Below are 18,845 nucleotides of genomic sequence, written 5' to 3' on the forward strand. Positions count from 1 at the left end.
TTCCTTGGTTGGGTTTAAAAAATTCAGGCATGGACGGCCTGTTTGCGGGCCAGCAGTTCGGCATCGCATTTCGGGCAGTAGGCATGGCTGCCGTTCAGGTAGCCGTGCTTGGGGCAGATCGAGAAGGTCGGCGTGACCGTGATGTAAGGCAGGCTGAAACGGCTCAGCGCGCGCCGCACCAGCGAGCGGCAGGCGTCCGCGCTGGACAGCGCCTCGGTCATGTACAGATGCAGCACCGTGCCGCCGGTGTACTTGCGCTGCAAGGCGTCCTGCTGCTCCAGCGCCTCGAACGGATCGTCGGTGTAGCCCACCGGCAGCTGCGAGGAGTTGGTGTAGTAGGGCATGTCCGCCGTGCCGGCCTGGCGGATGGCCGGATAGCGCTTGCGGTCTTCCTTGGCGAAGCGGTAGGTCGTGCCTTCGGCCGGGGTGGCTTCCAGGTTGTACATATGGCCGGTTTCGGCCTGGAACTCGACCATGCGGGCGCGCACGTGGTCGAGCAGGCGCAGCGCCAGTGCGCGGCCCCAGTCGCTGGTGATGTCGCGCTCGCCGCGTGTATCGAAATTGCGCACCATCTCGTTGATGCCGTTCACGCCCAGCGTGGAGAAGTGGTTGCGCAGCGTGCCCAGGTAGCGCTTGGTGTAGGGGAACAAGCCATTATCCATATGGCGCTGGATCACCTTGCGTTTGATTTCCAGGCTGTCGCGGCCCAGTTCCAGCAGGCGGTCCAGCGCGGCAAGCAGGCCGTCCTCGTCGCCGCGATGCAGATACCCGAGGCGCGCGCAGTTGATGGTGACGACGCCCAGCGAACCGGTCTGCTCGGCCGAACCGAACAGGCCGTTGCCGCGCTTGAGCAGCTCGCGCAGGTCCAGCTGGAGGCGGCAGCACATCGACCGTATCATGTTCGGCTTGAGCTCGGAGTTGATGAAGTTCTGGAAGTAGGGCAGGCCGTAGCGCGCCGTCATCTCGAACAGGCGTTCGGCGTTGGGGCTGTCCCAGTCGAAGTCCTTGGTGATGTTGTAGGTCGGGATGGGGAAGGTGAAGGCGCGGCCTTTGGCGTCGCCGGTCATCATGATCTCGATGTAGGCGCGGTTGATCATGTCCATCTCGGCTTGCAGCGCGCCGTAGGCGAACGGCATTTCCTCGCCGGCGATGAGGGGGATTTGCTCGCGCAGGTCGTCCGGGCAGACCCAGTCGAAGGTGAGGTTGGTGAACGGCGTCTGCGTGCCCCAGCGCGACGGCACGTTGAGGTTGTAGATCAGCTCCTGCATGTACTGCTTGACCTCGTCGTAGCTGAGATTGTCCTTGCGCACGAAGGGCGCCATGTAGGTGTCGAAGGAGCTGAAGGCCTGGGCGCCGGCCCATTCGTTCTGCAGGGTGCCGAGGAAGTTGACGATCTGGCCGATGGCGCTGGACATGTGGCGCGGCGGGCTCGATTCCACCTTGCCCGGGACGCCGTTCAAGCCTTCGTTGAGCAGGGTGCGCAGCGACCAGCCGGCGCAGTAGCCGGCCAGCATGTCGAGATCGTGGATGTGCAGGTCGGCCTCGCGGTGGGCGCGGCCGACTTCGGGCGGATAGACGTGGTTGAGCCAGTAGTTGGCGATGACCTTGCCCGACACGTTGAGGATCAGCCCGCCCAGCGAGTAACCCTGGTTGGCGTTGGCGTTGACGCGCCAGTCCTGGCGGTCGAGGTATTCGTTGATCGAGGCGGCGACGTCGACCAGCGCGTGGCGGTCCTGGCGCAGCGTGGCGTGCTGTTCGCGGTAGACCACATAGCGGCGCAGGGTGTGGCGGTAATCGGCGTCGTAGAGCACGCGTTCGACGGTGTCCTGTATCAGCTCGACGGTCATGTGGTCCTGCGGGTGCAGCGACGACAGGTGGAGCAGCGCGCACTCGGCCAGGTGGCGGGCTTCGGGCAGGTCGAACTCGCCGCTGGCGCGGCCTGCCTTCAACAGCGCCGCCTCGATCTTCGCCAGCGAAAAGGCTTGCTCGCTGCCGTCGCGTTTGGTGATCTGCGTATGAAACAATCCTTGCATGCTTTCTCCTTGATCCCATATCTAGTTGGTTTGAGAAGGTTATGCACTAGATATGGTGCCGTCAATTGAGGAAGACGCAATGTTGTGATTTCTTGATCTAGATTCCGCTGGACCGGCAAAAAGGCTCATGGGCGGTCGCTTTTCGGCGGTCGGGAAGCGGCAGAAACTTGATCTGGTAAGTTGTCAAACAAGCTACAATAGCTGGCATCCGGGTGCCGGACACTAATCGAATGGGAGTGTAGATGATTCATTCCGAACGCCTGACCGCTGAAGTGGAGGGGGACTTCGTGGTCTTCCTGATTGGCATGCGCATCAACAAGCCGTGGAAAATCCACAAGTGGCTGCCGGTCGTGCTGGCCACGTGGGGAGGGTCAAGTCTGACATTTGGACACGAGCTCGACAGTATCGGCATGCTACGGCTGGGGCCGTGTCCAAATGTCAGACTTGACCCCATTGTTGTGACCTCATTGTTGGGATAGCGGGAATTTTGCAAATGCTTTAAAGTTAACGTCGCCATTTTGATAATGGTTCCGGCCTGGCCGGATCAGGGGCACCCAGCCTGGTGTCCGTTCTATGCAGGGATTACATCGCTCACGAGAGGAAGTATTTCATGTCGAACCTTCAAAAGATTGGTGCACTTTTCGAAGCATATGCAAGCAAGAATGTCGCTGCGGTCAGCGATGTCATGGCGGAAGATATCGTCTGGCGCATTCCCGGCCATCACCCTCTCGCCGGCGAGAAGCGCGGCATCAGGGAGGTGCTGGCTTTCTTCGATCAACTCGGAAAAGCCGAGTTTCAGGCTCAGCCCTACGCTATCGCGGAGCAAGGCGACTATGTTATCGACCACCACCGGGGATGGAGTACTGCTGGCAGCGGCCTGGACTTGACCTGGTGCCTGGTCTTCCGGTTCGAGCACGGAAAAATCAAGGAAGTGACCAACTTCTGCTCAGACCAGCACAAGGCCGATCTGTTCTTCCATGAGCATTACCGGCTCAAGCCTATCCCCGAGCGTCTGGCAGAGTAAATCCTGACTGCGGACACCATTTTCACCGACTTTAGCAGGGCCATTCATTCATCATGCCTACTGTCTACTTAATCGAAGGTCCAGTTGGAGCCGGGAAGTCTACTTTCGCCACTCAACTGGCCTCGCGTACTGAGGGCGTCCACATCGCACTGGACGAGTGGTTCGTGAGACTGTTCAGTGCCGACCGCCCCGCCGGAGAATTCATACCTTGGTATGTTGAACGGAAAGATAGATTGGTCGATCTTATCTGGGACCATAGCCGGCGCCTTTTGGCAGCGCAGAAGGATGTCATCCTTGAGCTCGGACTGATTCAGCGCGGGCCGCGCATAGAGTTTAGCCGCAGAATCAGCCATAGTGGGCATGCTCCTGTTCTTCATATACTGGATGCTCCGATCGATGTCCGGCGCGAGCGGGTACGGCGGCGGAATACTGAAAAGGGCGCGACGTTTTCGATGATCGTGCCGGACCATGTATTCGATATCGCAAGCAGTCTTTGGGAGGCGCCTGATGACATCGAATGTGATGAGTTCGACGTAAAATTCGTCAATCGCCAGACCTCCACTACCTGATCAACGCAGCCACCCGCTTGACGAACGCCGGATCAGGTTCGGCATCGAGCCGGGTGGTGTCCACCTGCACCGTGCCGCTGGTGTCCAGCAGCGCGATGCGGTTGGTGTGATTGATCTCGCCGCTCTCCAATACCCGATACTTGATGTTTAACACAGCCGCCAGCGCGCGTGTCTGGCTGTCGCCGTCCGCTACCACCAGCCGGAACTGCGACGAATCGAGCTGATGCATCTTCAGCAGCCCTGACAGTGTGGCCGGCGTGTCGTGGCGCGGATCCAGGCTGATCATCAACACCCGCAGCCGCTTGCCGTCCGGCCCCAGCGCGGCTACCGTGCGCTTGAGCGTCTCGATGATGATCGGGCAGGCCGCGTGGCAGTCGCCGTAGAACATGGTGATCAGTACCGGCGTGCCCGCCATGTCGCGCAGGGTGAAGTGTTGTCCTCCGGCGTCGGTCAGCGCGGCGTCGAGGCGGTAGATGGAGTTGCCGGGCAGGGTGGCTGCGGCCGGGGCGCTCCAGGCGTGCAGCGGCAGCAGCAGCGCGGCGGCCAGCAGGGCGCGGCGTATGGAGGTGAGCTGTTTCATGGTTTGCTTCCTTGATCGTGAGGGACGGGATCGCGCACGCAGCGGAATCCCAGGTTGGCGCCGTCCTGCCTTGCTTCCATCGCGGACAGCAGGGCCAGGCGCATCAGAATCGCGTAGTTGCGGCGGTCGGCCAGCGAGACGGCCGCGCCACCACAGTAGTCGAGCATTTTTTGGTCGCCGTTGGCGCGGCTGTCGGCGTTGACGAACAGGCCGCTGTAGTCTTCCACCCATTCCCATACCAGGCCGTGCAGGTCATGGATGCCGTAGTAGTTGGCCTCGCCGGCCGCCACGCTGTGCGGCGGCTGCTTGCCGGCGTCGGCGTACCAGCCGAGGATGTGGGCCAGCCACTCGGGATCGTCGCGGGCGTCGGGGCGGCCGGCGTCGGCCGCGGCGGCGAATTCCCATTCGTACCAGCGCGGCAGGCGGCCGCCTTCGGACTCGCAATAGGCGCGGGCGGCGTACCAGCCGACGCGCACCACCGGGGCGTCGCCGGCCAGCGGTGCGTAATCGGTGGCGCTGCGCCAGCCGGAAAGGTAGCTGGGCGCAGCCATCAGTGCGGGCACGAGGCCGGGCTGCCAGGCCGGTGTGCGTTGAAGGAAAGCTGCGAACTCGGCGTTCGTCACCAGCCGGGTGCGCAGCAGATAGGGCGCCACGCCGGCCGGCGCCGCCACGCCGTCGGCCGGCAGCACGCTGCGCAGCGTGCCGCCGGCGATGGCGCGGTAGTCGGCGTCCGCCGCCATGCCGCTGCCGGCCGGCAGGGCCAGCAGGGCCAGCAGGAACGGCATCAGCGCGGCGCAGGGCTTCATGGCTGACGCGACCTGCGCATGTCGCGCACCTGAGCCGGCGTCACGACTGGCGTGCCCTTGTTCATGTCGACGCCGACATAGTTGATGACGGCCGCGATGTCGTCGTCGCTGAGGTCTTGCGGCGGCATCACGCCGTTGTAGTGCTCGCCATTGACGACGATCTCGCCATTGCGTCCGTTGAGCACGATGTGCGCCATCTCATACGGCCGCTGCTGGAAGAAGTCGGAATTGGCCAGCGGCGGGAACACGCCGGGCACGCCCTTGCCATCCGCCTGATGGCAGGCTGAGCAGTTAGCGTCGTAGACCGCCTTGCCGCGCAGCTGCTGGGCGCGGTCGGCCGCCGTCGCGACGGGCTTGGCGACAGGCTTCTCGGCCGGCTTGGCCGCAGCCGCCGTAGCCGCTCCGGGCAGCGCTTTCTTGATGCCCTTGCCGTAGATCTCAGGCCGCTCCGGGCCGCTCACCGCCATCAGACCGATGGCGCCCTTGTTGAAGGCGCGCGTCAGCGAATGGTCCACCAGCGTCAGGTTGCCCGGCACGCGCGGCGTGAATTCGACGATGGTCGAACCGCCCGACGGCACCATCGTCGTCTGCACATTCTCCTGGTAGTGGCTGCCGCCCTCGGTGTAGACGCGGTCGAAGATGGCGCCGATCACGTGGAAGCTGGAGGTGATGTTGGGACCGCCCACGCCGAAGTACATGCGCACCTTCTCGTTGGCCTTGGCGGTCAGCGCGTTGGCGCCTGTCAGCGCGCCGTCGGCGCCGTTGAACAGCACATAGGTCGGTTTTTCATCGATGGCCTTCTGCATGTCGAAGCCCTGCAGGCCGGGCGCGCGATAGGCGCCGTTGGTGTAGAACTCGCCTTGCATCACATAGTATTCGCGGTCCACCGGCGGCAGGCCTTCCTTCGGCTCGACCAGGATCATGCCGTACATGCCGTTGGCGATATGCATGCCGACCGGCGCGGTGGCGCAGTGGTACACATACAGGCCGGGCGCCAGCGCCTTGAAGGTGAAGCTGGCTTCGTTGCCGGGCGCGATCAGCGTCTGCGCGGCGCCGCCGCCAGGGCCGGTGACGGCGTGCAGGTCGATATTGTGGGGCAGCTTGTTGTCAGGCAGGTTGAGCAGGTGCAGCTCGACGGTGTCGCCTTCGCGCACCCGTATCATCTTGCCCGGCACCGTGCCGCCGAAGGTCCAGAAGGTGTAGCGGGTGCCGGGGGCGATCTCGCGCTCGACTTCTTCCACCGTCAGGTTGACCACGACCTTGGCCGGGGTCTTGCGGGTGATCGGTGGCGGCAGCAGCGGCGGCGCCAGCAGTTCCTGGGTGATGGTGGGCAGCACCGCCTCGGGGGCGGCGGCCAGGTTGGCGTGGGTCATGGCCAGTACGGCGCCGGCAAGGCCGGCCGCGACCAGTTTCAATTGCGTTCTCATTTTTATGTCGCCTTTGGTTGTTGGCGCACTCTCAGTTGAGTGCGCATCCATGCTAGGGGAAGCAAACGGCAAAATCCTTGACCTGGGTTGTCGAATTCGACATTGGCGGCCGGAGATGTGGAGCGGGGCGGCAGGCCGCCCCGCGAAGAACGATCAGGCGCGGTCTGCGGACACTGCCGCCAGGCGGGCCTTGTTGCCACGCGCCGTCAGCAGGCGCCAGGCGAACAGCGCCAGGAACAGCGTGCCGATGGCGAACACCACGTCACCGGGTACGCGCATCCAGACCAGCGTTTCCATCAGCTTGGAGTGGATCACTTCCGGCGAACGCGCAAACCACATGCCGGTGCTGACGCTGGCCCAGGCCTGGTAGATGCCGGCCGGCACCAGCGAGATGAACACCATCATCGCCAGGCCGAGGTTCAGGCACCAGAACATGACCTTGAGCAGGGCGTCGGACCAGGCCAGGCGGTCGCACAGGCCGCGCAGGCAGAACAGCAGCAAGCCGATGCCCAGCATGCCGTACACGCCGAACAGCGCGGCATGGCCGTGCGCCGCCGTTATGTTCAGGCCTTGCATGTAGTACAGCGCGATCGGCGTGTTGATCGAGAAGCCCAGCAGGCCGGCGCCGACGGTGTTCCAGAAGCCGACCGCGATGAAGCACAGGATCGACCACTTGTAGGTGCTGACCCAGGGCGCGGCCTTGGAGCGCTGGTAGTTGCGCCAGGCTTCGACGCCGATCATCGACAGCGGCACCACTTCCAGCGCCGAGAACATGGCGCCGATGGCGATCACGAAGGTCGGGGTGCCGGTGAAGTACAGGTGGTGCAGCGTGCCGAGGATGCCGCCGAACAGGAACACGATGGTTTCCAGCACGATGGCGCTGTTGGCGGTGGATGCGCGGATCAGGCCCAGGCGGGTGAACAGCAGGGCGATGACGGCCGTGGCGAACACTTCAAAGAAGCCTTCGACCCACAGGTGCACCAGCCACCAGCGCCAGTATTCGATCATCGAGTAGTGGGTGTGACGGCCCCAGGTCAGCGAGGTGGCGTAGAAGCCGCCGATGCACAGCGCAGCCAGGAACACCATGACGATCAGGCCACGGCTTTCCGACTTCTTGACCAGTGCCGGCCACAGTGCGCGGCCCAGCAGCGTGACCCAGAACAGCAGGCCGACGAACAGCAGGATCTGCCAGATGCGGCCCATGCTGGTGAATTCCAGGCCCTGGTTGCCCAGCCAGAAGGCGAAACCGGTGCCCTTGTGTTGCAGCGAACCGAGCCAGCCCATGGCGGTCGAACCGACCACGATGAACAGCAGCGCGTAGAACAGCAGGTTCACGCCCAGCTTCTGGAACCTGGGCTCGTGGCCGGAGATGGCCGGTGCGATGTACAGGCCGGTGGCCAGCCAGGCAGTGGCGATCCACAGCACGGCGAACTGGGTGTGGATGGTGCGGCTGACCACGAACGGCAGGATCTGCGCCAGCGGGTAGCCGAAGAAGCTATGGCCTTCGACCGCGTAGTGGGCGGTGATGACGCCCATGCCCACTTGCGCCAGGATCAGGCCGATGACCACGAAGAAGTACTTCTTGGTCGCCAGCATCGATGGCGTAGGCTTGAGGTTGAACAGCGGATCGGTCTTCGGCGGCACCGGATCGGCTTCTTCCTTGGCTGCCGAATGCACCATCACCATGGCGGTGATGGCGCCTATCATCAGGATGATGCTGGCGATGGACCAGATGCCGGCGCCGGCACTGGGACGGTTGTCGATCAGCGGTTCGTGCGGCCAGTTGCTGGTGTAGCTCAGGTCGACGGAACCGGGGCGGTCGGTGGCGGCGGCCCAGGCCGACCAGAACACGAAGGCCGGCAAGGCCTTGAGGTCGTCCGGATCGGGCAGCGAATTGGCGTTCATCGCGTACTGTTCGCGCAGATGGTCCAGCGCGCGGTCGTCGCCGAACAGGCTGGTGTAGTGGCTGGCGACTTCACGCACGGCGGCGGCGCGGTCGGCCGACAGCACGATGGTGCCGGTGGCGGCGTCATAGCTGTTGCGGCGCATTTCCTCCTTCAGCCGGGCGTTCAGCGCGGCCTGGTTGGATTTGCTCAGATCGTCGAAGCTGGCGCCGAAATCGCGCTTGGCCCAGATCTGGCGCAGCGCCAGCGCCTCGCGGTGCAGCCAGTCGGCCGACCAGTCGGGGGCGACATAGCTGCCGTGGCCCCAGACTGTGCCGAGCTGCTGGCCGCCGGCCGACAGCCAGGCTTGCTGGCCGCGGTCGACCTGGCCTTCGCCGAACAGCTCGTTGCCGTCGACGCTGGTGATGTGTTTGGGGATGGGCGGCGCCGTCAGGTAGATTTCCGCACCCACCCAGCCGAGAACGGCGAAGGAGAGGGCGCAGATGATGGCGAGCCAGGTCCAGAGCTTGCGTGTGGCGTGCATGGCATGGTTCCTTAAGTTGGCTGATGAGAGGATGGAGCGCGAACCGGCGATGGCCGGATCGACGGAGCCGATTCTAGGCGCGGCGCTTAAACATGTATATTCGATCCCGGTTTTTCTTGATCCAGGTTATGAACAAATATTTTGGATGCATGAATAATGGCGCTGCCCTCTACAACGGAGTCCACCATGCGCCTGACCGCCTTCACCGATTACACCTTACGCACGCTGATCTACCTGGCAGGGCAGCAGGACCGGCTGGCGACGATCGCTGAGATTGCCGAGCGCCACGGCATGTCCAAGCACCACCTGACCAAGGTGGTGTACCAGCTGGGATTGACGGGCGTGATCCGCACCGTGCGCGGCCGGCATGGCGGCATCGCGCTGGCGCGCGCGCCGTCGGCCATCCGCATCGGCGAGGTGGTGCGGGCCAGCGAGCCCGACTTCCACATGGCCGATTGCTTCGACGCCCGCCAGGCCACCTGCGTGCATGCGGGCCGCTGCTGCGTGCAGGGCATGCTGGGGCAGGCGGTGCTGGCCTACCTGTCGGCGCTGGACGCGGTGACGCTGGCCGACATCGCCTGTCCGGTCGAGGCCGTGCCAGTCCAGGCCCAAGACCTAGTTCTTTTGGCCTAGGCCGCTAGCCTGTTTGCAGTGGCGGTTTGGCCGTCCTGCCGATGGTCGGCGGCCAGCCCAGCGCTTACCCTGATGCCATCCCTATGTCCGTCAGGAGATTCAAAGTGTCTAACAATAACAAAGCCGTCCAGGTGCTCGCGAGCAGCACGGTGTCGTTCACGATCTGCTTCGCGATCTGGATGATGTTCGCGGTGCTGGGCATCCCCATCAAAAAAATGCTCGGCTTGAACGAAACCGAATTCGGCCTGCTGGCCGCCATGCCAGTGCTGAGCGGCTCGCTGGTGCGCGTGCCCTTGGGCATCTGGTGCGACCGCTACGGCGGCCGCATCGTCTTCTTCCTGCTGATGCTGGCGACCGTGCCGGCCATCTACCTGGTCGGCCTGGCCACGCAGTTCTGGCAGTTCCTCGTGCTGGGCCTGTTCATCGGCCTGGCCGGAGGTTCGTTCTCGGTCGGCACGCCTTACGTGGCGCGCTGGTTCTCGCGTGAGCGGCGCGGCCTGGCGATGGGCATCTTCGGCGCCGGCAATTCCGGTTCGGCGCTGACCAAGTTCGTCGCTCCCGCCATCATCGCGGCCTGGGGCTGGCAAGCGCTGCCCACCGTGTATGCGGTGACGATGCTGGTGACGGCGCTGCTGTTCTGGGTGTTCTCCGCCACCGATCCGTCGCACCAGAGCGGCGCCAGCGTGCCGCTGTCCGAACAGCTCAAGGTGTTGAAAGACCGCCGCGTGTGGCGCTATTGCCAGTACTACTCGGTGGTGTTCGGCGGCTACGTCGGCCTGGCGCTGTGGATGACCAAGTACTACGTCGGCGAATACGGTTTCGACCTGCGCCTGGCGGCGCTGCTGGCGGCCTGCTTCTCGTTGCCGGGCGGCGTGCTGCGCGCGCTGGGCGGCTGGATCTCGGACCGCTACGGCGCCTACAAGGTCACGTGGTGGGTGATGTGGGTGTGCTGGGTTTGCTTCTTCCTGCTGTCCTACCCGCCGACGGCGATGATCGTCAAGACCACCCACGGCGACGTCCACCTGCAACTGGCGCTGACGCCGTGGATGTTCACCGCGCTGCTGTTCGTGGTCGGTACCGCGATGGCGATCGGCAAGGCCTCGGTCTTCAAATTCATCGGCGACGATTTCAGCGACAACATCGGCGCCGTGTCCGGCGTGGTCGGCCTGGCCGGCGGCCTGGGCGGCTTCGTGCTGCCGATTCTGTTCGGCGCGCTGCTGGACCTGACCGGCGTGCGTTCCAGCGCTTTCATGCTGCTGTACGGCACGGTCTGCGTGTCGCTGGTCTGGATGCATTACTCGTTCCGGCCAACGGCAGCCGAACAGCCGCAGCCGCTGGCCGGCGCTGTGCCTGCCTGAGCCACAACTATTCAAGGAGAAAATGATGAGCAAATACATGATTAACACGTGGGAGCCCGAAAGCCCCGCCTTCTGGGGCAGCGGCGGCAGCAGCACCGCCAACCGCAACCTGTGGATCTCCATCCCCGCGCTGGCGCTGGCGTTTGCCGTGTGGATGGTGTGGAGCGTGGTGGTGGTCAACCTGCCGGCCATCGGCTTCCAGTACAGCACCAACCAGCTGTTCTGGCTGACCGCCTTGCCGGGCCTGTCCGGCGCCACGCTGCGTATTTTCTATTCCTTCATGGTGCCCATCTTCGGCGGCCGCAAGTGGACCACGATATCCACCGCCTCGCTGCTGATTCCGGCCATCGGCATCGGCTTCGCGGTGCAGGATGTCACCACCGGCTACCCGACCATGCTGGCGCTGGCGCTGCTGTGCGGCTTCGGCGGCGGCAACTTCGCTTCGTCGATGGCCAACATCAGCTTCTTCTACCCGAAAGCGCAGAAGGGCTATGCGCTGGGCATGAACGCCGGCCTGGGCAACCTGGGCGTGTCGGCGGTGCAGTTCGTCGTGCCGCTGGTGATTACCGGCAGCGTGTTCGGCGCGCTGGGCGGCGATTCGCAAAGCGCCACCAAGGCCGGCCACACCACCACGCTGTGGCTGCAAAACGCCGGCTTCATCTGGGTGCCGTTCATCGCCGTCAGCAGCCTGCTGGCGTGGTTCGGCATGAATGACCTGGCGTCGGCCAAGGCTTCGTTCGCCGACCAGGCTGTCATCTTCAAGCGCAAGCACAACTGGCTGATGTGCTGGCTGTACACCGGCACTTTCGGTTCCTTCATCGGCTACTCGGCCGGCTTCCCGCTGCTGATCAAGACCCAGTTCCCTGATGTCAATCCGCTGCAATACGCCTTCCTCGGCCCTCTGGTCGGCGCGCTGGCGCGTGTGGCCGGCGGCATCATCTCCGACAAGCTGGGCGGCGCCCGCGTGACCGTGTGGACCTTCGCCAGCATGATCGCGGCGGTGTACGGCGTCATCACCTTCCTGCCGCACGGCGGCACGGGCGGCAACTTCAACGGCTTCTTCTGGATGTTCATGCTGCTGTTCGCCGGCACCGGTGTCGGCAATGCCTCGACCTTCCGCATGATCCCGGTGATCTTCCTGACGGAACGCCAGCGCGCCGCAGCCGGCCAACCGGCCGCCGTGCAACAGCAAGCCATCGTCGATGCCAACAAGGAAGGCGCGGCGGTGCTGGGCTTTACCTCGGCCGTGGCGGCCTACGGCGCCTTCTTCATCCCGAAGAGCTACGGCACCTCGATCGCCATGACCGGCGGCCCGGATGCGGCGCTGTGGTGCTTCATCGGCTTCTATGTCAGTTGCATCGCCATCACCTGGTGGTGCTACGCCCGCAAGAACGCGGCCATGCCTTGCTGAACGGAGTCCTGTCATGTCATCCGCCAGAGTGATTGCACTGACCCCGTCCGTCGAATTCGACGCGGCGCTGGTGCGCAAGTTGAACCAGATGGGACCGCGCTACACCTCGTACCCGACCGCGGACCGCTTCGACGGCGGATTCGGCGCGCAGCAGTACCGCGCCGCCGTGGCCGGGGTCGATCCGGCGGCGCCGCTGTCGCTGTACGTGCATATCCCGTTCTGCGCCTCGCTGTGCTACTACTGCGGCTGCAACAAAATCATCACCCAGGACCGCGACAAGGCGGTCGAGTACCTGGATTACCTGTATCGCGAGATCGCGCTGCAGGGCAGCCTGCTATACGGCCGCCGCCGCGTCGACCAGCTGCATTTCGGCGGCGGCACGCCAACCTATCTGAGCGACGGGCAGATGGGCGACTTGCTGGCGACATTGCGCGGCCAGTTCGCGTTCGCGCCGGATGCGGAGGGCGAGTTTTCCATCGAAGTCGATCCGCGCACCGTGACGCCGGCGCGCATCGCCACCTTGCGCAGCCAGGGTTTCAACCGGATCAGCCTGGGCATCCAGGATTTCGATCCGGCGGTGCAGCAGGCGGTCAACCGCATCCAGTCCTACGAGCAGACGATGGAAGTGTTGCAGGCGGCGCGAGACTGCGGCTTCCGCTCGGTCAGCGTGGACCTGATCTACGGCCTGCCGCTGCAAAGCGTGGCCAGCTTCGGGCCGACGCTGGACAAGATCGTCGCGGCGCGGCCCGACCGCGTGGCGGTCTACAACTACGCCCACATGCCGCAGCTGTTCAAGTCGCAGCGCCTGATCAAGGCCGAAGACTTGCCGGACGCCGACACCAAGCTGGCCATGCTGGGCCTGTGCATCGAGCGGCTGACCGAGGCCGGCTATGTCTACATCGGCATGGACCACTTCGCGCTGCCGGACGACGACCTGGCGCGCAGCCAGCGTGAAGGCAAGTTGCAGCGCAACTTCCAGGGCTATTCCACCCATGCCGATGCGCCGATGGTGGCGCTGGGCGTGTCGGCCATCAGCGCGGTGGGCGCCAGCTACAGCCAGAACGAGAAAACCCTGTCGGCTTACTACGAGCGCCTGGACCGGGGCGAACTGCCGATCGCACGCGGCATCGAACTGAGCGCAGATGACCTGCTGCGGCGCACCGTGATCGGCCAGCTGATGTGCGATTTCGAGCTGGACTACGCCAGCCTGGCGCTGCCGGAAGGCGTGGCCGCCGCCGACTACTTCGCCGCCGAGCTGGAGCGCCTGAAGCCGCTGGAGGAGGAGGGCTTGCTATGCATAGGCAGCAGGGGATTGCGCGTGAAGATGCGCGGCCGCCTGCTGATACGCAATATCTGCATGGCCTTCGACCGCTATCTGCACGCGCCGCGCGCGGAAGGCCCGCAGCCGGTGTGGTATTCGCGAACCATTTGAGGCAGGTATGGAAAAGAACAAAATCAAAGTGCAGACCTTCCTGGCCAGGGTGCCGCTGTTTAACTCGATGGGGGCGGAAGAGCTGTCGCGCATCGCGCTCGGCACCACCGAGCTGCGCGTCGAGCGCGGCGGCACCATCTTCCAGCGCGGCGACGATTGCGTCGGCTTTCACCAGGTGGTGTATGGCCAGGTCAAGCTGGCGTTCACGTCGCTGGCCGGCGGCGAGAAGGTGATCGAGCTGATCGGCCCGGGCCAGAGCTTCGGCGAGGCGCTGATGTTCATGGGCAGTCCCTACATCGTCTCCGCCCAGGCCACCGAGGACACGCTGCTGCTGCACGTGGCCAAGCCGGCGATCTACCGCGAGATCCACGCCGACCCCGAGTTCGCGTGCAAGATGCTGGCCGGCCTGAGCCAACGCATGCACAGCCTGATGTGCGACATGGAGTCGTTCTCGCTGCGCTCGGGCACCCAGCGGGTGGCCGGCTATCTGCTCAAGGAGCTGCACGAGGAAACCGGCGGCGAACTGACGCTGCCGGCCACCAAGGCCGTGCTGGCCTCGCGCCTGAACCTGACGCCCGAGCACTTTTCGCGCATTCTTGCCGATCTGAGCACGCAGCAGCTGATCGCTTTCAAGGGACGCAAGATACACATCCTGGACGTGCCTGCGCTGCGGCGCTGCGCCGCCTGAAGGACAAGCATGCAAGACATCGAAAAATTCATCAGCGGTTTCGGCCGCTTCCAGCAGCAGTATTTCAACAACAGCGAAAGCCCTTACGGCACGTTGCGCACGGGCCAGCGTCCCGGCACGCTGCTGATCGGCTGTTGCGATTCGCGGGTCGATCCGGTGCTGCTGACCGGCAGCGATCCGGGCGACATCTTCGTGGTGCGCAATATCGCCAACCTGGTGCCGCCGTGCACGCCGACAGCGTCGGCCGGCGTCAGTTCGGCGATCGAGTTCGCCGTCTGCGAGCTGGAGGTCGAGCGCGTGATCGTGCTGGGCCACGCCGGTTGCGGCGGCATCCGCGCGCTGATGGCGCCAAGGCCGGCGCAGCGCGAGACGGATTTCGTCGGCCAGTGGATGCGGATTGCCGAGCCGGTGGCGCAGCGCGTGCGGCGCGACCTGGCGCATCGCGGCAGCGCCGAGCAGCACCATGCGTGCGAGCTGGCCAGCATCCTGCTGTCGCTGGACAATCTGCTGACCTATCCGTGGCTCAAGCGCCGCGTCGACGAGGGCAAGCTCAAGCTGCACGGCTGGTACTTCGATTTGCAGAGCGGGGCGCTGATGGCGTACTCGCCGCGCCGCCAGCAGTTCCTGCCGCTGGTGTGCCCGCTGACGGGGCGGGAGGCGCTATCGGCCTAGTCTGGCATGTCATGCTGGCGTACCGGCTGCCGTGCATGATACGGAATGCGCCGGGCGGTTTGTATAGTCTTCTTGGACTGGTCTTTTGGTGCTGTTTTCTCAACTACCTCGACGTACAATTGGCGCATTCAAATTGGACTCTGGAGGAAAGCAATGGCAGACAGCATGCAGTTGAAAATGTTATGGCTTGGCGAGCAGGCGCTCAGCAGTGGCGACGTCGCCGGATCGCCGGTGCGGGTGTTCGACCTCGGCCAGCCGTCGGTGCAATGGTATATGGAAGCGCAGCCGCTGCAGGATCAATGGCTGGCACTGCGCTGCATTTTTCACGGCGGGTATTTCTCGACAGGGGCGCAAGGGCTGCTGCTCACCGAGCCGGCGTCGCCGTCCGAACTGCATAGCCCCGACGGCTTGAACAGGTTTGGCTTCAGGCTGGTACCGGAAGGAAATCGCGTCCTGTTGATGAACCGCGCCGGCCTGTTTGCCGTCGGCGATGGCGCCGGCGGCTTTGTGATGTCGTCGACCGGCGAGGGCGCTTTGTTCACGGTACAGGACAGCACCATGGACACGTCGACCTTCAAGGACCAGGTCAATGCCTGCTTCAACCGCGAGCAACTGCCGCCGCAGGCCGACGGCGCGCCGCACGATCATCGCGTGCGCGATGTGCAGTGGGATGACAAGGAACACGAACGGCTCGTCGCCAACGCCTTCGCCATCGTCAAGGCCCATGGCGCCATCCCCGGCGCCAGGCGGGCAACCGAGTTGTTCAAAGAGGAAGCCTTCAGGGGTGGTCTCTTCAAGGGCTTGCGCGATGCCGACGACAAGGGGGAGTACAACGATTCTATCGGCATCATCCCCACCTACAAGTCGCACTTCTTCAATCCCGCGACCGGCAAGAACTGGTGGGGCGACACGGCGCCCACGGCCTTGACCCAGGCCATCGTGTTCGCCTACAAGTCGCTGAGTTACTGTGCCTTGCTGGAGGACCAGCCCCAGCAGCCGGAAGCGCAGTTGAAGGAATGGCGCACTCAGGCGGGATATGCCTTAGGCCTGGCACTGCACTATGTCACCGATCTGAGCCAGCCGATGCATGCCGCGAATTTCATCAACTGGCCCTTGTCCGGCGACTGGCGGCATAGCGGCTTCGAAGCACTGGCCGAACTGGTGGGCGCCAAATTCCAGCTCGATCCCGCTTCCGTGCGCGCGGACCAGATCGATCCGGACAGTTTGAATTGCCATAGTCTGAAAGATCTCATCATGGCGCTGTCGCAGCAGCAAAAGGCACTCTACGACAGCAAGCTCAAGCCCCTGCTGGCGCGCAAGGTGCGGATCGTGCATGGCGCGCATGGCGCGCATACCTTTTACGACAATACGTTCACGGAAGAGGAGTGCGGCGCCATCCTGCGGCCCTCGTTGCACACCGGGCAGTTGTATGCCGCGGCTTTCCTGCTGCAATGGGGACGTATCACCGATGTCTGGAACTACGTCAGCGTGTTCAACCGCGCCCACAGTTCCTGGGCGCCCACCTTCTTCGCCTACAAGGGGAAGACCTGGGTAGGCTTCACCGATTCGGATCGCTGGCGGGTCGTCTTGCAGCCGCTCGATCAAATGGATCGCTATCCCGAGGGATCGATCGTGGTCGGACCTGCTGCCACGCCGGCGGTGGGCTTCGAGAGCCCGGCCATCGCGGCGGGGGATGACACCATCATGGTGGCCTACCACGACAAGGGCAATCAGGATCTCTACGTCTGCCAGGCCAGCGGCGAACTGAGCGCGAGCAGCAGCTGGGACAGGACAAAATTCAGCACTGCCCGCATCAAGGATTTTACGAATCCGGCCATGGCGCGCCTGGGCGACGAACTGGTGCTGGCCTGGGCCGACTACGGCGACCGCATGCCCGGCAGCGGGGACCGGGACGGACTGTATGCCAGCTACTACAATCTGAAGACTGGCGGTTCCTGGAGCAGCCCTGAAAAGCTGCCGGGACGCGACACGCAACGCTCACCGGCATTGGCGGTCTACAACGATCAACTGGTGATGGCCTGGAGCGGCTACCACGGCGGCACGCCGATCTTTTCCGCCAGCCTGGCCAAGGGCAGCCGCAACTGGTCGTCCCAGGTCAGGCTGGCGGACGACACCGCGACAGACCGTGGGCCGGCCCTGGCGGTGCAGGAGGGCGTGCTCTACTTGCTGTGGCGCCGTGGCGACCGTGTCTTTTACGCCACGGGCAACAGCTATGCCAGCTTCAGCCAGGCGGCCTTGCTGCCAGTCGATAATTGCTGGTCGCATCAGGATGTACGGGCGTTCGGCGGTGCCGACAACAAGACGATCTATGTCGGCTGGAACGAGAACTGGCAAATGAAATACACCACCCGCAGGCTGACGTAGGATCGGGAGGGCGGCGGTGCGACCTGGTCGAAGGCGTACATCAGGGCCGCGATGCCAACCTGGCCGGGCGCATCGTTGGCGTAGTCATTCCTGGGTTGGCGCGGCCGGGCCTATAGTCTGTTTGACCTGCTTGCCTGGCGCGCTCAGGTCTGGGCGGCCGGCGGCGGCTGGCCGTCATCGTCGGGGTTCGGGGCTGGCGGGGCATTCAGGCCAAAGCTTTCCCAGCCCTCGCCGAATAGCTCGTAGGGATGCTGGCTGCGATCCGAACCGTTCCCGCAGATCATGGCGTTGGCCGGGCAATAGCGGTCGCAGCCCCAGCAGATCAGCTCGGGCCGCGCCGGGCGCAGCGGGAAGATCTTCGCCATCTCAGGCGTAGCTCATCAGGTCGCCCTGGCGGTCGAAGGCCAGCAGGCGGTCCATCTGTCCCTGCTGGATCGCGCCCAGCATCTTGTTCAGCGCGACATCGGTCTGTTGGGCGTCGGGCAGGCGGCCATCCCTGCCGGACAGGGTGGTGATCAGCAGCACGTCCCATGGCTGGCCCATGTGCTGGGCTTCCTCGGCCAGGTTGGCGAAGGTGTCCAACTCGCCGACCTGCTTGTCGACGCACATGACGGGCACCAGCGTGGTGCGCGGCGACATGCCGGGCGCGGCGCCCGGTTCCGGTTCGGCCACTGCAAAGGTCAGCAGCAGGCGTTGTGGCTGCGCCTGGACGGCGGCGGCGATCAGCAATTCTTCAAACGTGGCGATGTTCATAAACTTCCTCCATATGCAATGGCGCGCGCGACGCGGCGGCCCAGGCTCTATGTATAACGCGGACCGGGGCCGCTGCCCATCGACATGAATGACTAGTCGGCCTAGTTCCTTTGCCTTGTTGGCCGCCCGGCAGCGCTTGATTCAAGTCAAGGACCGGCACGTGGCGCCCGGCCAATAATGGCGGCGCGGCCCGCACTGCGGCCGGATGCAAAGGACGAGGAATGAGGTTCACCAGGAAATATCGGACGGCTGGCCGGCTGGCCGTCGCGCTGGCGGTCGCCGCCGGAACCGGATGGATGTGGCAGGGCTACGGCCCGGCCGCCAGCGGGCCATGGACGCCGCCGTCCGGCGCGCGTTGCGAGGCGCCCGCCGCCGCGCCGGACATCGTCGGCCAGATACGCTACGACAGCGGCCTGGTGCTGCGCTATTGCAGCGTCGGCGCCATGCTTGCCCAGCTGGGCGCGCTGGAGCAGCCGGGCCTGGTCCGCGCCGCCGCCGTGCGCGCCGCCGATGGCCGCTGGCTGCCCGCCTGCACCGGCCACGATTGCGCCGGTGCGCTGTGAACTAGTCACTTCGGCCTAGTCCCCCTAGTCCTTCTCGCGCCGCCCGGCCGCCTTCTTGCCGATTCACACCAGCGTCCGCTCTCC

At 64.5% G+C, this 18,845-nt stretch carries 18 protein-coding genes; 11 read left to right on the forward strand and 7 right to left on the reverse strand.

The window, feature by feature from the left end; all coding sequences use genetic code 11:
- Window positions 1–23: 23 nt before the first annotated feature.
- On the reverse strand, window positions 24–2,033 hold the full coding sequence (locus DUGA2_RS13130; RefSeq protein ID WP_083296312.1) for a ribonucleoside triphosphate reductase: 2,010 nt from the start codon (window positions 2,031–2,033) through the stop codon (window positions 24–26).
- 242 nt (window positions 2,034–2,275) lie between these two features.
- Between DUGA2_RS13130 and DUGA2_RS34475 the strand changes: the two genes are divergently transcribed.
- The 3 genes from DUGA2_RS34475 to DUGA2_RS32615 all read left to right on the forward strand — a co-directional run bounded on the left by DUGA2_RS34475 (window position 2,276) and on the right by DUGA2_RS32615 (window position 3,626).
- Window positions 2,276–2,512 (forward strand): monooxygenase family protein, encoded by a 237-nt coding sequence (locus tag DUGA2_RS34475; protein ID WP_070269704.1) that lies wholly within the window; start codon window positions 2,276–2,278, stop codon window positions 2,510–2,512.
- A 131-nt stretch (window positions 2,513–2,643) separates the two neighbouring features.
- On the forward strand, window positions 2,644–3,057 hold the full coding sequence (locus tag DUGA2_RS13140; RefSeq protein WP_070269831.1) for a nuclear transport factor 2 family protein: 414 nt from the start codon (window positions 2,644–2,646) through the stop codon (window positions 3,055–3,057).
- A 53-nt stretch (window positions 3,058–3,110) separates the two neighbouring features.
- A complete protein-coding gene (locus DUGA2_RS32615; RefSeq protein WP_071658903.1) occupies window positions 3,111–3,626 on the forward strand; it encodes an AAA family ATPase in 516 nt (171 codons plus the stop codon).
- On the opposite strand, the gene DUGA2_RS13150 is transcribed toward DUGA2_RS32615, so the two are convergent.
- The 4 genes from DUGA2_RS13150 to DUGA2_RS13165 form a co-directional block, all read right to left on the reverse strand.
- Complete coding sequence (locus DUGA2_RS13150; protein ID WP_070269706.1) at window positions 3,619–4,206, reverse strand: SCO family protein; 588 nt, start codon at window positions 4,204–4,206, stop codon at window positions 3,619–3,621. The two genes, DUGA2_RS32615 and DUGA2_RS13150, sit on opposite strands and share 8 nt — an antisense overlap.
- Complete coding sequence (locus DUGA2_RS13155) at window positions 4,203–5,012, reverse strand: formylglycine-generating enzyme family protein (protein ID WP_070269707.1); 810 nt, start codon at window positions 5,010–5,012, stop codon at window positions 4,203–4,205. The genes DUGA2_RS13150 and DUGA2_RS13155 overlap by 4 nt, the downstream gene beginning before the upstream one ends.
- On the reverse strand, window positions 5,009–6,385 hold the full coding sequence (gene nirK, locus DUGA2_RS13160; RefSeq protein WP_229212167.1) for a copper-containing nitrite reductase: 1,377 nt from the start codon (window positions 6,383–6,385) through the stop codon (window positions 5,009–5,011). The genes DUGA2_RS13155 and nirK overlap by 4 nt, the downstream gene beginning before the upstream one ends.
- A 207-nt stretch (window positions 6,386–6,592) precedes the next feature.
- Window positions 6,593–8,866: a nitric-oxide reductase large subunit gene (locus DUGA2_RS13165; RefSeq protein WP_070269709.1), complete on the reverse strand. Its 2,274-nt coding sequence runs from the start codon at window positions 8,864–8,866 to the stop codon at window positions 6,593–6,595.
- 186 nt (window positions 8,867–9,052) lie between these two features.
- Between DUGA2_RS13165 and DUGA2_RS13170 the strand changes: the two genes are divergently transcribed.
- The 7 genes from DUGA2_RS13170 to DUGA2_RS13200 all read left to right on the forward strand — a co-directional run bounded on the left by DUGA2_RS13170 (window position 9,053) and on the right by DUGA2_RS13200 (window position 17,445).
- Window positions 9,053–9,499, forward strand: coding sequence for an Rrf2 family transcriptional regulator (locus tag DUGA2_RS13170; RefSeq protein WP_070269710.1), 447 nt, complete (start codon window positions 9,053–9,055; stop codon window positions 9,497–9,499).
- A gap of 83 nt (window positions 9,500–9,582) precedes the next feature.
- Entirely contained in the window at window positions 9,583–10,857 is a 1,275-nt protein-coding gene (locus DUGA2_RS13175) for a nitrate/nitrite transporter (protein ID WP_070269832.1), read from the forward strand.
- Window positions 10,858–10,882: 25 nt separating this feature from the next.
- The gene (locus DUGA2_RS13180; protein WP_070269711.1) at window positions 10,883–12,268 is read left to right on the forward strand and encodes a NarK family nitrate/nitrite MFS transporter; all 1,386 of its coding nucleotides are present in this window, start codon (window positions 10,883–10,885) and stop codon (window positions 12,266–12,268) included.
- 13 nt (window positions 12,269–12,281) lie between these two features.
- Window positions 12,282–13,700 (forward strand): oxygen-independent coproporphyrinogen III oxidase, encoded by a 1,419-nt coding sequence (gene hemN, locus DUGA2_RS13185; RefSeq protein WP_070269712.1) that lies wholly within the window; start codon window positions 12,282–12,284, stop codon window positions 13,698–13,700.
- 7 nt (window positions 13,701–13,707) lie between these two features.
- Complete coding sequence (locus tag DUGA2_RS13190) at window positions 13,708–14,388, forward strand: Crp/Fnr family transcriptional regulator (RefSeq protein ID WP_070269713.1); 681 nt, start codon at window positions 13,708–13,710, stop codon at window positions 14,386–14,388.
- A gap of 9 nt (window positions 14,389–14,397) precedes the next feature.
- Window positions 14,398–15,060, forward strand: a complete 663-nt coding sequence (locus DUGA2_RS13195) for a carbonic anhydrase (RefSeq protein ID WP_070269714.1) — start codon at window positions 14,398–14,400, stop codon at window positions 15,058–15,060.
- Window positions 15,061–15,225: 165 nt separating this feature from the next.
- Complete coding sequence (locus tag DUGA2_RS13200) at window positions 15,226–17,445, forward strand: hypothetical protein (RefSeq protein ID WP_168167783.1); 2,220 nt, start codon at window positions 15,226–15,228, stop codon at window positions 17,443–17,445.
- 143 nt (window positions 17,446–17,588) lie between these two features.
- Here DUGA2_RS13200 and DUGA2_RS13205 read toward each other — a convergent pair whose 3' ends face one another.
- Together DUGA2_RS13205 and DUGA2_RS13210 are read right to left on the reverse strand one after the other, a co-directional pair.
- Window positions 17,589–17,810, reverse strand: a complete 222-nt coding sequence (locus DUGA2_RS13205) for a DUF3079 domain-containing protein (RefSeq protein WP_070269716.1) — start codon at window positions 17,808–17,810, stop codon at window positions 17,589–17,591.
- A 1-nt stretch (window position 17,811) separates the two neighbouring features.
- The gene (locus DUGA2_RS13210; protein WP_070269717.1) at window positions 17,812–18,198 is read right to left on the reverse strand and encodes a hypothetical protein; all 387 of its coding nucleotides are present in this window, start codon (window positions 18,196–18,198) and stop codon (window positions 17,812–17,814) included.
- A 221-nt stretch (window positions 18,199–18,419) separates the two neighbouring features.
- On the opposite strand from DUGA2_RS13210, the gene DUGA2_RS13215 reads away from it, so the two are divergent.
- Window positions 18,420–18,761 (forward strand): hypothetical protein, encoded by a 342-nt coding sequence (locus DUGA2_RS13215; protein ID WP_070269718.1) that lies wholly within the window; start codon window positions 18,420–18,422, stop codon window positions 18,759–18,761.
- The last annotated feature ends 84 nt before the right edge of the window (window positions 18,762–18,845 follow it).

This window comes from Duganella sp. HH101 (assembly GCF_001758795.1).
GTDB lineage: Bacteria > Pseudomonadota > Gammaproteobacteria > Burkholderiales > Burkholderiaceae_D > Rugamonas > Rugamonas rivuli.

Bases quoted from the DNA above. Each gene is read 5' to 3' on its own strand.
- DUGA2_RS13215 (WP_070269718.1), top strand. From the start codon at position 18,420: ATGAGGTTCACCAGGAAATATCGGACGGCTGGCCGGCTGGCCGTCGCG.
- hemN (WP_070269712.1), top strand. From the start codon at position 12,282: ATGTCATCCGCCAGAGTGATTGCACTGACCCCGTCCGTCGAATTCGAC.
- DUGA2_RS13130 (WP_083296312.1), bottom strand. From the start codon at position 2,033: ATGCAAGGATTGTTTCATACGCAGATCACCAAACGCGACGGCAGCGAG.
- DUGA2_RS13190 (WP_070269713.1), top strand. From the start codon at position 13,708: ATGGAAAAGAACAAAATCAAAGTGCAGACCTTCCTGGCCAGGGTGCCG.
- DUGA2_RS13155 (WP_070269707.1), bottom strand. From the start codon at position 5,012: ATGAAGCCCTGCGCCGCGCTGATGCCGTTCCTGCTGGCCCTGCTGGCC.
- DUGA2_RS13210 (WP_070269717.1), bottom strand. From the start codon at position 18,198: ATGAACATCGCCACGTTTGAAGAATTGCTGATCGCCGCCGCCGTCCAG.
- DUGA2_RS13165 (WP_070269709.1), bottom strand. From the start codon at position 8,866: ATGCACGCCACACGCAAGCTCTGGACCTGGCTCGCCATCATCTGCGCC.
- DUGA2_RS13175 (WP_070269832.1), top strand. From the start codon at position 9,583: ATGTCCGTCAGGAGATTCAAAGTGTCTAACAATAACAAAGCCGTCCAG.
- nirK (WP_229212167.1), bottom strand. From the start codon at position 6,385: ATGACCCACGCCAACCTGGCCGCCGCCCCCGAGGCGGTGCTGCCCACC.
- DUGA2_RS13200 (WP_168167783.1), top strand. From the start codon at position 15,226: ATGCAGTTGAAAATGTTATGGCTTGGCGAGCAGGCGCTCAGCAGTGGC.
- DUGA2_RS13170 (WP_070269710.1), top strand. From the start codon at position 9,053: ATGCGCCTGACCGCCTTCACCGATTACACCTTACGCACGCTGATCTAC.
- DUGA2_RS13150 (WP_070269706.1), bottom strand. From the start codon at position 4,206: ATGAAACAGCTCACCTCCATACGCCGCGCCCTGCTGGCCGCCGCGCTG.
- DUGA2_RS32615 (WP_071658903.1), top strand. From the start codon at position 3,111: ATGCCTACTGTCTACTTAATCGAAGGTCCAGTTGGAGCCGGGAAGTCT.
- DUGA2_RS34475 (WP_070269704.1), top strand. From the start codon at position 2,276: ATGATTCATTCCGAACGCCTGACCGCTGAAGTGGAGGGGGACTTCGTG.
- DUGA2_RS13195 (WP_070269714.1), top strand. From the start codon at position 14,398: ATGCAAGACATCGAAAAATTCATCAGCGGTTTCGGCCGCTTCCAGCAG.
- DUGA2_RS13140 (WP_070269831.1), top strand. From the start codon at position 2,644: ATGTCGAACCTTCAAAAGATTGGTGCACTTTTCGAAGCATATGCAAGC.
- DUGA2_RS13180 (WP_070269711.1), top strand. From the start codon at position 10,883: ATGAGCAAATACATGATTAACACGTGGGAGCCCGAAAGCCCCGCCTTC.
- DUGA2_RS13205 (WP_070269716.1), bottom strand. From the start codon at position 17,810: ATGGCGAAGATCTTCCCGCTGCGCCCGGCGCGGCCCGAGCTGATCTGC.